At 38.9% G+C, this 15692-nt stretch carries 8 protein-coding genes; all 8 read right to left on the reverse strand.

Annotation, left to right across the window (positions count from 1 at the left end; genetic code table 11):
• Nucleotides 1-96 precede the first annotated feature (96 nt).
• Nucleotides 97-1533, reverse strand: coding sequence for an Ig-like domain-containing protein (locus DW640_RS15775; protein WP_016268767.1), 1437 nt, complete (start codon nt 1531-1533; stop codon nt 97-99).
• Between the two features lie 26 nt (nt 1534-1559).
• A complete protein-coding gene (locus DW640_RS15780) occupies nt 1560-3497 on the reverse strand; it encodes a RagB/SusD family nutrient uptake outer membrane protein (RefSeq protein ID WP_022471365.1) in 1938 nt (645 codons plus the stop codon).
• A gap of 11 nt (nt 3498-3508) precedes the next feature.
• On the reverse strand, nt 3509-6592 hold the full coding sequence (locus DW640_RS15785; protein ID WP_074859651.1) for a TonB-dependent receptor: 3084 nt from the start codon (nt 6590-6592) through the stop codon (nt 3509-3511).
• A gap of 18 nt (nt 6593-6610) precedes the next feature.
• Nucleotides 6611-8464: a RagB/SusD family nutrient uptake outer membrane protein gene (locus DW640_RS15790; RefSeq protein ID WP_054959518.1), complete on the reverse strand. Its 1854-nt coding sequence runs from the start codon at nt 8462-8464 to the stop codon at nt 6611-6613.
• Nucleotides 8465-8467: 3 nt separating this feature from the next.
• Nucleotides 8468-11470 carry a SusC/RagA family TonB-linked outer membrane protein gene (locus DW640_RS15795; protein ID WP_117578662.1) on the reverse strand — a complete coding sequence of 1001 codons (3003 nt, stop codon included), beginning with the start codon at nt 11468-11470 and terminating at the stop codon, nt 8468-8470.
• 205 nt (nt 11471-11675) lie between these two features.
• Nucleotides 11676-12191, reverse strand: a complete 516-nt coding sequence (locus tag DW640_RS15800) for a sigma-70 family RNA polymerase sigma factor (protein ID WP_008763809.1) — start codon at nt 12189-12191, stop codon at nt 11676-11678.
• A 112-nt stretch (nt 12192-12303) separates the two neighbouring features.
• Nucleotides 12304-14247: a glycoside hydrolase family 97 protein gene (locus DW640_RS15805; protein ID WP_016268771.1), complete on the reverse strand. Its 1944-nt coding sequence runs from the start codon at nt 14245-14247 to the stop codon at nt 12304-12306.
• 35 nt (nt 14248-14282) lie between these two features.
• Nucleotides 14283-15671, reverse strand: coding sequence for a glycosyl hydrolase family 28 protein (locus DW640_RS15810; protein WP_008763807.1), 1389 nt, complete (start codon nt 15669-15671; stop codon nt 14283-14285).
• Nucleotides 15672-15692: the final 21 nt, after the last annotated feature.

Raw genomic sequence — 15692 nt, forward strand, 5'->3', positions numbered from 1 at the left:
GTCTTGTCAAAAAGGATAGTCAAGTTTCAAATTACAAGTTCAAACCCTAATGTTGAATGATGACATTCCTCTCTACATCCTGAAAAACAATTCCTTTTATTCCAGCAAATAAGCTCTGACCTCAGCCGCACTGACAGATTTTCCTCGATTACTCTTAGTAAACACCAGTTTCAAATAACGAGCTTGCATAGGTTCAAAAGATACACGTCCTGTAATCTCTTTGTTGCTTGAATCACCAAAAACGATCGTTCCGACCAATGGAGCTGTATCGGCATCCATGCCAACGTATATTTCCACCGTGTGAACGTCCGCTGTATTGTTGTCATTCCGCCTATCCAATTCTAATTGTGAAACTCGTTCCTCATCACCCATATCAATCACCAACGCCTGCGGTAAATTACCATTTCCTGTACCATTGTTCCATATATTGTGCCACAAGGAAGAAGAGGTACCATCTCCGTCAATAGCCTTCCAAGGCTCATTGTTCACTTGCCAGGAAGTAGCTGTTGCCGTCCATTTTGCACGATCAAGCATTCGGAAAGTGCCATAAACTTTCACCACACAGGTAGACGAAGTTCCAGCACCATCAGCCGCCATTGCTGTGATAGTTACCGTACCTGACGAAAGTGCCGTAACACGTCCTTCCGCATCAACCGTAGCTATGGATTCATCAGACGAAATGAATTTAACAGATTTATTTACAGCTGTTTCAGGTAATACCGACCATACCAGTTGCAGTGGTTCCTCACCCTTAATAATAAACAAATTATCCGAGTCGGCAAAGATTATATCACTAACCGTTTCCGGACTAGTTATCTTAATATCAAAAGTGGCTACAATATTTGTCCCGTCCGTAGAAGTTACTTTTACTTTTCCAACTCCCGGTTTCAAGCCACTAATCATACCTTCACTGTCTACTGTAAACACATCTGTATTCAATGATTCATACTTCACCGCCGGATTCGCAGCATAATAAGGTATAACTAAAAGCGGCAATTTAGCTGTAGTACCCATCTTCACCCGAAATTCCGTAGCATCATCCTGTAGTTTGATTTTCTTTATCTTATGTGAATTCAACTGTTCATAAACAGAAGTTGTAATCTGTCCGGAAACAATGCCATCAGGATGCTTTTCCGTAGAAATAGCCAAATAAAGTTCGCCTGCCAACAAAGCTTGTTCTTCAGCAGCTGATAGCCCCTGATAAGAAGAAATAACAAAACTTATGCCAGCTTCATTAGTGGGATTATTATTCAAATATTTTAGAAAACGAATCGCTCCATTGTGTTGTGCTCCCTTGTAAATCTTAACACCGACTATCTCATCTTCTCCTTTTACAAACAGATCGGTCCACGACACAAGCAACGTCAATGTTCCTGTTCCTTTGTCATAAAAGCCTTCTACCTCCCCTTTTGTTTGAAGGTCAGCCTTTATCTTATACGTTTCCCCTTCCCCGGAAACCATGCCTTCGCCTTGCACGCAACCGTGAAACAGTAACATCAAGGCAACTATCAATATATAGTTTATAGATTTCATGTTTCTTTATTTTTTATTTATTAACATTAATACCCGGGATTCTGAATCAATGCGCCAGACTTTGACATTTCACTTTGTGGAACGGGCCACCAATACAGCCGATCATCCCATACATGGTTCAGCACCTCTATACGACGATAACTAAAGCTTTCGCCTCCATCATCAAGTACCCTGCGTGTAATCTCCATTCCATGACTAGGACCGCCCAACACTTCTTTTGCAATCTTCCAACGGCGTACATCCCAATAGCGATGTTCTTCAAACGCCAGTTCTATCTGACGCTCTGTCTGAATCAGCTTGCGCATATCTTCTTTTTTGATGTCATCCATAACACCGTATTTATTAGATTCTCCTTCTTCTATCTCAGCACGCTGGCGAATCATACGAATATACTCCTTTGATTCTTCCGGAGCCAATGCTCCGTCTGCAACCAATTCATTAGCAGTTTCTGCAGCAATCAATAAAATCTCCGCATAACGCATCAGGATAGTCGGGCGATAGTCGTAGGTTTCCAAGCCACCATTATCCAAAATAAATTTCATGCGATAGTATCCTGTAGTTGTCGCATTTGGCTGATAAATACCATCTTTTATAGCACTTGTCTCATCAGGATTCCCGGTTGTTACCATGTCACCAGTATATGTCCTCATTAACGCATCCTTATAAGCATTCATCATACGATAAGCACCATTATAAGATACTGTTGCCTTCAAACGCGGATCACGATTCAGATACATATCATCACCATCCTCGTATGTATACTTACTCCGGCTATCACGAATCGGAAAACCATCAGCCATAGGGAAAGCATCTACTAGTTCCTGTGTAGGAAAGCCTGTAAGCTTATTCAAATTAGCAAATCGTGATATACGTGAATTAGGAGAATAATAAGCATCCAATGCTACACGATTCTGGCTGTCACCTTGTTCATTCGAAAGAAAATCGCAAAATATAGGTTCTTTATTCGTAACAGCATCATGCATAAACGCATAATAGAACCGAGGCCACCAGCTTTTGGCCGCTGTAGTGTTGTCTTTTTGACCGGGACGTAGCTCATACCATGAATTAGCATTATTAAGGTCTATAAATCTTTTAACTGCATCATAAGCAGTCTTCCAACGAGCTGCGTCGTAATCTCCATAAGAAACCAGCAAGTTCGGATCATCTTCACGTTTACAATTCACTAACGGACTTGCCGCATACAGAAGAATACGCGCCTTCAAAGCCAGAGCCGCCATACCGCATGCACGCCCTTCGCTTTTCCCATGAATGCTTCCTACAGGATTAACAGTCCCCTGACTGTAAATATGTCCCGAACGCTCCAAATAATAGAAAGCACTGTCACACTGGTCTACTGCATACTTAACACTTTCTCCATATGTAGATCGAGGCACATCGATCTTATCATTTTCAGTATACACCCGGTCTTCAATCAAAGGAATTCCACCATAATGTTTTATCATCGTGGCTATAAACCATGCACGAAGAAAGAAAGCCTGTCCTTTCCAATATTCAATGGTGCCCTTAGTAAGGGTCTCACCCGGTTTATTCGGGTCTGAACTCAGAATAGCCGCTACCTTCCCCTCATTGTAATTGTTCATGAAAATGTTGATAGCGCGCCATTTATTATACGTATTGTTCCACGCATCGTTTCCCGCATTATTAACATTGACCGTTCCTTGAGCTAAGTACATACCCATGCTTAGTTCCGCCCCTCTTGCCTCCAGTTCTTTGGCAGGAAAATCAAGACCACACTGCCCGAACCGTTTATAACTATGGGAATAGCCGATTTGACCGTAAAAGCCATTGACAACACCTGCAACTTTCGCACTGTCCGAATAGACCTTCTCTTGCGTTTCAGAAACGTCTACTTTCTTATCAAGATACTCATCACTGCATGCTGCAAAAGTGACAAGTCCGCAAGCAGCAACTAAAAAAAACTTTGTGATATATTTCAGTCTCATATTATTATTTCTTAAAATGCACATTGAACTCCAAACATATAACTTGCCTGTGTAGGATAAACCGAACTGCTCGTATTTTCAGGGTCCATACTCAGCTTCGTCAGATTAGAAAAGTTGAGCAGATTGTAACCGGTAACATACAAGCGCACTGCTTTCACTATATCTTTTGTAGTTTTTCGCAGCCAGTCCTGTGGCAACTGATAGGCAATTTCCGCACTTCTCAGACGAATATACGAAGCATCCAAATACCAGAAATCAGAAAGATGGGTATTATAATTATTATTTTCCCAAGTAGTAATTCCCAAACGTGGAAAACGAGCATTCGTATTTTGCGGAGTCCAGCGTTCAAGCATCAATTCTTGCATATTGTTGACAAAAGGTATAAGATTACCTCCCATATTAGGAATAGCATAATCGAATGCTCCTTGCCACAACATATTAAACGATAATCCTTTCCAGCTACCTCCAAGAGTAATACCATAGGTACAAGTAGGCGTATCGGGCTTAGATATATATGTTTTATCAGCATCAGTGATAAAATTATCACCATTCAAATCAGCATAGCGTAAATCACCGGGTTGCAAATTGCTTGCCCAAGCTGGAGCCGGAATACCTTCTTTCAACTTACCATTTTCATCAAAATCCTCTTGTTGATAAAAGCCAACGCACTTCAATCCCAACTTCGTGCCTATACGATGTCCGGTTTGTGCCTGATAAGGGTAAGCCGGTGCTTCACTAACATATACCACCTTATTTTTAGCATAAGAAAAAGTAGTACCCACATTGTAACTAAAATCACCTATAGAACCACGATAATTCAATTCACCGTCAAAACCTGAATTCTCGGATTTACCGATATTGCGTTTGGGTAGTGTTTGTCCGATAATAGCAGGTATGTCACCACTTGCAATCAGCTGATCATAACGCTGGTTACGAAAGTAATCTATCGTAAAGCGCAAGCGTCCATCAATCATATTCATATCCAAACCAACATCAAGCTTACGTTCTTTCTCCCAGGTGGCATCGACATACACCAGTTCTCCCTCAGTTGTCGTATTTCCCCAGGGATTACCTCCCCCTTTCCAAATGACATCCGTTGTATTTTTATCTTTTCCAAAAGAATTATCGCTACCGACCAGACCGTAAGAGGCACGCAACTTGAACAAGTCGAAGAACGGGAAAGCACTCTTGAAAAACGTCTCTTCCGACAGGTTCCAACCTACCGAAACAGCCGGGAACCAGCCAAACTTTTTCTTTCCGACAAAACGGTCATTACCATTATAAGCGACATTGAATTCCACCATATAGCGATGTTTAAAATCATATCCCAAACGCCATGTCATACTTTGGTCATTGTCCGACAAATTCTTTTGATTTATGTATGACTGGCGACTGATAAGATACAACATGTAAAGATGGTGTGTCGCATTGAAAGTGTGATCATAATTCAATCTACCCTGATAAGTAACCTTATAGTTAAAGGTATCATCATTTCCACCTAGTGAATAAGTCGGAAATTTTTTAGAACCTCCTCCGCGGGCAATATAAGAATTATTGTCCGGATCATACAAATAAGCGGGAAGATCTACGCTACGTGTCAATTCACGTCTTTCATTAAAGTTACCGGCATATGAAACCGTAGCCATTGCCGATAATCCTTCGGTAATGAAATCAAGTTTTTGTTCGGCACTCAACAATACATTAAAATTATTCTTATAATAACGCTTGTAACCACAATTGGCATAACGGGCAATTGGATTTACCGGATTTGAAGTATCCACACCAGGATGAGTGGCATACGAAGGCTTACCATTAGGCAGAGTCAATGGCATTGCATAGGGAGTCAATATGCTGTAATTCTTAATCTCATCAAAAAGCGAACCTTTTACTGAACCGGCAGGAGTGTTCTGTGTCTCAAAACGCCCGTTCAAGTCCAAGCGAATACTTGTAGTCTTAGTCGGTGTAAAATCCAAATTAGAACGGAAATTATAACGCCGGTAATAATAGTTGTTATCAACATCTTCACCAGGCTGAATAGGAGTATAATGTTTCATCATACCGCCTTGAGTATAATATGCCAAAGATGTGAAATATTTCACAAACTTGTTACCACCACGTATATCTACGGAAAAACGTGCGGAAGAAGATTGTTTGGCAAGCACCGTATTTACCCAGTCTACATTAGGATGACCATAAGGATCGAGACCATTGCGATAAAACTCCAAATCGCTGGGAGAAAACTGAAGAACCGGTTGCTCACTCAGCCCATATGCATCATTTAACTGCGCTTCATTATAAAGGGATGCCGTTGTATAAGCGTCAAGAATTGTAGGCATTTTAATGGCCCTATTAATACCACCTTCAGCTGTAAAGTTAATGGTAGGTTTGCCTTCCTGTCCGCGAGTAGTCTTTATAACCAATACACCATTGGCACCTTTCAATCCATAAACAGCAGTAGTAGAAGCATCTTTTAGAATCGTAATACTCTCAATTTCATTAGCACTGATTTGTGCCAATTGCTCGTACGAATATTCTATATCATCTACAATTATCAAAGGCTTTCTGTCGCCATTCAATGAATTACTTCCACGAATAAAAAAGTCTGCAGCATCGGCTCCCGGTTGACCACTACGTTGCACGGAGAAAAAACCCGGCAAGCGCCCAGCCAACACATTGTTTATACTACCCACAGGTACACGTTTAATCTCCTCTGCTTTAATACTGCTTGCAGCACCAGTCATAGTAATACGTTTTTGCTGGCCGTAACCCAAAATCACAACTTCATCCAACCCCTTTGAGTCCGGTGCCAAAACCAACTTTATAAAAGATCGATTACCCATGGATTCCTCCAAAGTGTGATAACCTACATAAGAAACGGTAAGTTTCCCATTCAAACTCTTCACTTTCAGAACAAAATCACCATTTACATCTACAATAGTGCCATTTGCTTTATTTCCTGTTTCCTGCACGGTAGCACCTACTAGCGGCTCGCCATTCTCGTCCAGAACCTTACCCCTAACTACCGTATTTTGGGCGTAGATTGTTGCTCCCAGGAAGAGGAACAACAAGAATAGTATGATATTCTTAACTTTCATAAATATTCTGTTTACAAATTAGTAACCCGGGTTTTGTACTATATTCGGATTAAATAAAACTTCATTATGATCTATCGGAAGACGATACATACGATCGTCCCAGTAAGGTTTTGCTACCTCCATATTATAATCATAATGAAAAGTTCCATCTTCTTTTTTAGTTATCCTCACGCCATGCAATGGTTTGGAGTAAACGTCGTTAGCAATTTTCCACCGACGAATATCCCAAAAACGGCTTTCCTCAAAAGCAAACTCACAACGGCGTTCATTACGTATCAATTTAATGAGTTGATCATAACTCATTCCTCTTTTCAAAGTATAAGGATTAAGTCCTGCGCGCTGACGTACCATTTCAATCGACTTATACACCAATTCATCATTGATAATACTTGCTCCTTGTGCTTTATTCAAATATTCGGTTTGTGCCTCTGCATACATCAATAAAATATCAGCATAACGTACCACCGGCCAAGAAGAAACTATCGAAGAGTGGAAATTAGTTTTACCAAATTGGGTGTCTTCTTCATTTTCGGCTAAATGTCTCTTCAGATAATAACCGGTCTTCGTCCGAGTCGCTTCCTGCGTCGGCTCTATGGAATTATTGTCTTTCCCACCTTCTGAAACATCTACATTTGCTCTCAACCAACGACTATTGTGATAAAACACAGTTTGCGTAAGACGTGGATCACGATTTTTATAAGGATCTTGCGGATTATACTCGCCACTCTCTTTTGCTTCATCAATAGATTTTCCATTCTTCATTGGAAATGCATCTACCAATTCTTGTGTAGGGCTAGTTTGACCACGACAAGGACGACCATTACCCGCCCAAGTTCCCATATCTTTAAAACTCATAGGTGAATTTTTATATCCCCAATTATCAGCATAGAGAGCGTTACCATCCTGCCCTTTTTTCATCCACAATACTTCCCCATTGATTGTTGTACGACTCAATCGTGTACGATCCTTTTCAAGTATAAACTGATTCGTATTAATGATTGTGCGGCAAATATCCGCTGCTTCTTTCCATCTGTTAGGATCATTTTCGGGATAACCCAGCCAAGGTTCTGCCGCATTACCCGTACCATTAACCAATGGACTTGCAGCATATAGCAACATACGGGCTTCAAGTCCCAACAAGCCCCACTTACGTACATGTTTCCAATTGCTGTCTATTCCCTCGGCAAAGCTATTCTTTTTTTCATCAGGTGATTTACGCTCACCAATATCTGAATAGAGACGTAAGTTATCTTTCACCGCATCTATTTCATCCTTAATGTATTGGACACATTCTGCAAAGCTATTTCTTTGTAATGTACGTAGTTCAGGGCTATCCATCGTAAACACTTTGTCATAAATCAAAGGGACTCCTCCGTAAGTACGTACCAAGAGCCAATAAAAATATGCCCTCAAAGCACGAGCCTCATTGGCGTGATAAGATGCCTCTTCCCAATCCGACCAAGGCACTTTCTCATAATTCTGCAAAAATATATTACAATAACGAATTGCCTTGTAAAGCAATGTCCAACTTTCACCATATGTATCCGCTTTTCTATGCTCTAAAGGAAACATATTAGTAGTTGAATATCCAGAATTTATTACCGACCAGTTAGCATTGGCCCTGTCGGTTGGAATTGCATCATCAGTCAATACCTCCATAGGTTGTCCATTAAAACGGTCCATACCTGCAGGTATAAACGAGTAAATAAAGTTTAACCATTGTTTTGCGTTTTCACCCGTATAATCATCCTCGTCCCACACATAAATATCCGACTGAATTTCAAGCGGTTCGTTTTCCATATCCTCACATGAGGTAAAAAAGACACCGAACACAGTCAATACACCAATTAAAATATGTATATATCGTTTCATCTTTTATAGTTTTATGCTTATACCAAAGTTAATAGTACGTGTCATAGGGAAACTGCCGCCCCATATTTCAGGATCAATATCATTGCGTACATCAAAAATCTCAGAAGCCGTCAGCAGATTCATGCCTTGTGCATAGATGCGTACGGAAAGAATACCTAATTTGCGTGTCAACAATGTAGGCAACGTATAACCAATTTCTACGTTTTTCAAGCGAAAATAATCTGCGTCATATATCCAAAATGAGGAAGTCTGCCTGTTGTTATTATTACTACCATACCATACGCGAGTATGAGTGTTAGTATGATTGTCGGGAGTCCAACGTCCTAAAACATAAGAAGTAATAGCACCCTCGCCGCTTTTTCCTGAACCGTCCATAAAGTCACCGTTCAAATACACTTGGCGATTGAGAGTTCCCTGCGCAAATACAGAAAAATCAAATCCTCTATAATTAAATCCAGCAGAAATACCATAATATCCCTTAGCCTTCTTTGAACCTAAATTGGTCTGGTCGTGAATATCAATAATATGGTCACCATTCAAATCCTTATAACGAATATCCCCCGGCATAATCGTACTCTTCACAGCAGATGGCAAGAAAGCATCATAAGCATCGATTTCTTCCTGACTTTGGAAAATTCCATCAGCCACATATCCATAGGTCATTCCTACCGGATCTCCTAATCGACTCATCCACGGATAAGCCTTCGGTAGTTGCGGAGAATATTCGAATTTAGATTGTTCAAAACTTAAATTACCATTAATGAAGTAATTGAAATTTCTTATACGATCTTGCCAAGTAAGTACCATTTCCGTACCTGTATAAGAATATTTTTCACAATTAGAACGTGGGTAAACATTGCCAAGAATCGCCGTCTTGATTTCAGAAGTAGCCACCACGTCAGAAAACTTATTCTGATAATAATCAAATGTAAAGGCTAGGCGATCATTGAGAAATCCCAAATCAATACCTACATTTAATTTCTTAGCTATTTCCGGATTAAGCCGCGAAGCTGTTTTGTTCTCCTCTGTCCATTTATTATCAAAAGGACCACCATACACATGAACCTTAGAGGTGCTATAGGACTGTTTATATTCAGCATAATCACATATAGCCTGCCCTGTTACTGCATAAGAAATACGTGGCTTCAGTGTACTAAAGATATTCAATTCTTTCACAAATGATTCATTATGTCCGTTCCATGCAGCTCCCATACCCCAGTAATCGGCCCAACGGTTGCCCGGAGCCAACCAGTTATATCCACCGCGAGTATATACAGCCTCAGCCAAATAGCGATCATCATAGTTGTAATTCATTCGACCGGAATAATTTGTATAATTTCTCAAATATCCCTTCTGTACATTTTGATCTTGGATTTGATTCAGATCGGCTACAAACAAAGCAGCCACTCTATGTTTACCGAATGAATGATCATAGCCAACCGCTCCCTTCAAGAAAGTAATACGATAACGCTGGTCTTTATTTCCAGAGTTACCTTGGTCCTTATCTTCACCTACCTGCTGATAAGAACCATCTTCTTTATATAAATAAGCTGCAAACTCTTTACTACGAGTAGTAAGATATGAAGTCGCAGAATAATAAGAACCAGTAGCTTCCAAATAAAGACCATCAAGCAAAAAATCCATATTTTGCTTGATCGTCAAATCAAAAGACATATGACGGCTGTCTTTAAACTGATGACCATTGTCATATAACAGACCTTTCAAATTCTGATTTGCCTTCGAATCCTTATACGAACCATAAGATCCATCCGGATTATAAACAGGATAACGATTAGGACGTGTAGTAAGTATATTACTATAAAATGACCGGGTGCCTGTAGCAGGTTGATTATAACGTTCTTGGCGTCCAGCCAGATTAATCTGCATAAAAGTTGTTGAAGTTACTTTGACGCCTAAATTAGAGCGTACAGAAAATCGGTTAGTCTGTGCATTGGTATTGTAACTATTCGCATCATTTGTTTTAAAAAAACCATTCTCACGATACCAGTCAAGATCTACAAAGTAATTAAAGCTATTCGTAGCTCCAGATACATTAAAGTTGTAGCGATGAACAGGAGCTGTATTATTTAACAACTCATCATACCAGTCCACATCAGGATAAAGGTAAGGATTCTCCTTATTCCGGTATTTCTCTATAATTGCCGGATTATAGGCCTCAATATAAGCTCCCGGTTCACAGAGATCGTTAGCATAGGCCTCGTTCACTAATGTTATATAATCTACGGCTCCAAGCAAATCCGGCAGCTTTAACGCTTTTTCAAAACCTGTTTCGGCAGTAAATGAAAACCTAGGACGACCTACGTTACCTTTCTTTGTTATCACATTAATGACACCTGCAGCAGAACGTTGTCCCAGCATCACGGTAGAAAGTCCATCTTTCAACACCTGTACGCTTTCGATTTGATCTGGGTCCATAGTGTAAAAGTCACGTTCAATTCCATCCACTAAAAATAAATTCGTACGTGAATTACGTACTTTCCATCCATAAGCAGCTGGCATATCACCACCTTGACGATAAATATTCAGCCCCGGCATCCTTCCTTGTATAGCCCCTAAAAAATTATAAGTAGGAGTGGATGTAACTGACGTCCCATTTATAAAACCAATTGTTTCTGTCAATTCTCCTTTCTTAGAAGTCCCCCGTAAACGGTCGACCACTATCTCTTTATCTTCCGGACCGGGCATCGCACGTGAAGCCATCTGGACAATGAAACGTCCTTTTTTCTTGTAACATGTCTCCTGAGAGTAAAAATCAGGATGAGAGAAACTAAGTTTCGTTCCCTCTGTAATCGGTAAATCAAAATAGCCGTCCACGTCCGTTAATGCTTGCTTTTTCGTCCCCGGCACTTGGACTACCACCCCTGATAAGGGCTTTCCATCAGTATCGGCAACCATACCCCGTATATTCTGAATCTGCTGTGCATACACAGTAGAAGTAAGAAGCAGGGCACTTACCATACAGCATTTTAAAATCTTTTTCTTCATTGTACAAGATTGATGTTTAACAAAATATTAATTAACACTAATTTTAATTTGACTGTATAAAATTAAAATATACTAAATCATATATGCAAGAATACCTTCACGTTCCCTGTATAAATGATTTTGTCAGTCCAACATTTAAACAATTACTATACACGATGCAATAAATTACTATCGCACCAATCATATTGATGCATTATATATTCACTTAAATGCACATTCGAATATAATTACGCATAATTTTTCTGCCTATAAACAGATGATTTTCTACTGTACTCATGCTCAATTGAAGTTCTTTTGAAATTTCACTTAGTGTTTTTTCCTCAAATCGGCTCATGGAATAAACCCTTTGACGTTGTTGCGGAAATACACTTAACCTCATTTTTTCCATGAAAAGTAAATCTTTAACAATGATTTCTTCTTCAGGTCCACAAGTAAATTCAATAGCATTTTCATAGGCGCACGATATCATTTCCTGTTTTCTATAATAACAGCGCAAATAGTCTGTCACAAGATTACGTGCGATAGTGAAAAGAAAAGACTGAATGGTAGATTTTTGAAGCATATTGTCATAATCCAACAAACGCATAAAAACGTCTTGCACTAGATCTTCAACTTCATATTTACATTTTATACGGCATCTAACATATCGGTATATAACCGGATAATATTCTTTATACGCTTCTTCAATTATCGAATATGCTTTCGTTTCCATGCTTTTCATAACATCACTTTAATTAGTCACTGCAAATATGAGTCATCTGATAAAAAAACACAAGGACATTTTAGCACAAAAAATGGGATATTCCTATTCATGAGCAAAATCGTACTATATATCACAACCATTGCCCCTTATATTTCTTATATTTAATCCGTTCACCTCTCATCACCGGAACAAAATGAATAGCCACTCCACCACTAGGTTTTAATTTAAATTTCATTTGTTGTGACGAATCCGTTAGAAAACTGGAACATTTAACATGAGTTGAGGTCCTCTCATTCTCATCATCGGTGTACACAATTGCCAAATAAGTTTTATCCGGCTCTAAGAAGTTTAATGTAATTATCTCGTTAGAACCATTATTATTGGTAATACCGCCAACAAACCAATCATCTTTTTTCCGGCGTGCCATAAAAACTTGTTTACCCGGTTCTCCCAAAAGCACAGTTGAATCATCGAATACTGTTGGCAAATTTTCAAAAAAAGTAATTTCAGGCTCATTATTATAAAAAGAAGGCTTATCATACCAAAATAATGTTTGCAACGGACTATAAAAAATTACTGACGCTGCTAATTGATGAGCGTGTGTTGTTTTCAGCCGTTTATCATAGTAACAAATAGTATAGTCCGCAGCACCGGAAATCAAACGGGTAAATGGTAGTATGGTATTATGAGTTGCATCCGGAAACTCTTCATTTCCCCGAATCCCTTCCTGGGTCAACAAGTTAGGATAAGTTCTGCTAAAACCTGAGGGACGATATTCATCGTGTATATTTACCATAAGCTGATTTTCAGCGGCCAATTTAACTAAATCATGCATCCAGACTGACCATCGGTGGGTTGCATATTGTACAAATCCGAACTTTAAACCTACTATACCCCACTCCCTATAGAGAGGAAATAGTGTCTTTGCATGTTTTTGTAAAGCGTGTTGGTTAACATATAACCAGACACCTATTCCTCTTTCCTTACCATATGCAATCACTTTTGCTAGATCAATTGGTACAGACACATAGCTCGCATCCGCCCGAAATGTAGTAGCATGACCATACCAGCCTCCATCAAATAAAATATATTGGAGATTGTGTTCCACACAGAAATCAATACACTCAATGGCATTTTCAGTAGTTAACGTTATTTCCCGCAGAATCTTGCCGGGTTTCACCCAACTAAAATCAAGTGTGCAATCTTGATTCAGATTCAGGATCATATCATTATTATCAAGCAACTTACCTGGTGTTTCCGCTATCAAGATAGCTTTCCATGGTGTCTTTCCAGGAGTCACAACATCAACCACATCATACATATCCGTTGATATTGTATTTTGTTTCTGAATATTTTTTTTAAAGCGGCTTAAACACCAATCAGCTACATCAGCATCCGCTATAGAAACCCATAATCCATTGGGTAACCCTATCGTCATAGGACGTTCATAAATTCCTTTCCATTCGGGTATGCTTAATTGCTTATAAATTCCCTGTGCCCACGAAGCACACCAAGTCTGTGCCCCCTTTTCGAAGGTATATTCCGTATCATCAGCTATGACTTTATGGTAAATAGCATTCGGATGTTCAGGAAAAAGATAACGGAAAGCAACTCCTTCATTATAGACTCGAATTTCAATATCCATGGAATAACCCGAATTATTACTCTTTTCAAATTTAAGAAGAGCACCATTCCAATTATCTGTAATCAAGCCACGTTCACCATAAAGAGGTTTCCAGTTATTCCTACAATTCTTATATTCGACGGTACGAAAAATCAAATCGTAATACCATCTGTCTTTTCGTTGAATATCTTCTGCGAGTGCCATTTCCCAGACCTTATTATCAAGTTCTAATCCCATTCGGGATTCTTTTATGGTCACTTTATCTTTGTACGATATGGAATAATAAAGATGATATTGTTCGTCAGAATCCATCCGCTGATAAAAATGAAAATGTATCAAACTATCAGGGGAGGTTATTCTTATATGCGTTTTCTCTACATCTACTATAGATCCAAAAACAGAAAATATAGATAGTATGAAGAAGCTAAAAAATAAATAAATTGTTCTCATTATATATAACTGATTTTTTATTCATGAAAATTGACTTACCGAAACGTTAGGTTTTCAACATACTTTCCAACTTTTATATTGGCATCTTCTAGTATACCGGCTTGTTTTCCATTAATTATTATATTCTCAAAAGTAATGTTGTTTATTAAACGCTCCTTACTATACCCTTCAATTATTGACGGATTTTCCCCATATCCAGTATAATATATATTTTTGACTTTAATATTTTGAATACCACCTCCGGGTGATACGCTATACTTTGGATTATATAATACCCTAAAATTAAAAAGCTGACCTTCTTCAATATTATCAATCCAAATATTTTCAAAGTTTACATTCTGAACAACATTATCATCAGCCACATTAATAGAAAGACAGCCTTGATATAACCTGTCATCTTCATCATGCTGTAGTATATTTATATTTGAGAAAGTAATATCCTCTAGAATGTTTCCCTTACCATGCCCTCCGATATTTATCGGATGTGCCACATCGGCCCATAAAATAGCGTCAGATACCTTTATATTTTTTACATTCCCATAATATGTCCAGCGATGTGCATAAAGAGCTATGCAATCATCAGAGTTTCGCATAAATATATCTTTAATCTCTACATTTTTGCAGCTCATAAGGTCAATGCCATCGCTCCACCCCTTGCAACTGAACGCTTTCAGGTTATTAATCTTCAATCCGTCTACTTCTCCTCCCAATACGGTATAATGATCAGGATTGATAACTGTAATACCATTTATCTCTATATTCTTACTATGCGTAAACTCAAATCCACGTACCGGATTATCAATATATCCCCGGCCTATAAATCTTACATTTTCAACATTATTACAGATAAACTTTCCATTCACAACTGCCCCGGGAGCTAGATAAACAGTAGTATTGGAAGATATAGTAAATGCATTTCCCGGCAAATCTTTTGGACGGTGAAATCCGGGAGCAAAATAGACCACTCCAGGATCATCTGGATTGGGCACTTCTGTCTCTGGTTCGTTAGCGAATACATGCAGGTTGTTTACTCTATTTTCATTAATCTCTATCGAGAACTTTCCGGGTTTATCCAAAGAGAAATAAATCATATTTTCACGTACTGTATACTCAATTCCTTTTGACAAGGGGCGTATCTTTACTTTATGAATCATTTGATTATTAGGTCTTATGCGAAGTTCCACCCTGCCGGAGAAGTCAAATTGCACCATCGAGGCCGGTTGTGGGTTATCCATATCTACCAAAACACGATACTCATATAGATCCTGCCACTCTTTTCCGGGTAAACGTACTGAAACTGTAAAGTCATCATTATGCTTGCTATAGATCAACTCTTTGGGAATAGGATAAATATTCAATGTTTGAGCTACCAGTGAAAAAAAGCCCAACCATATCAATAACTGTAAGCAAATTATTCTTCTCATTTAACTTCTTTATTAGGAATT

It is taken from the genome of Bacteroides sp. AM23-12 (genome assembly GCF_003434395.1).
In the GTDB taxonomy this organism is placed as follows: domain Bacteria; phylum Bacteroidota; class Bacteroidia; order Bacteroidales; family Bacteroidaceae; genus Bacteroides; species Bacteroides thetaiotaomicron.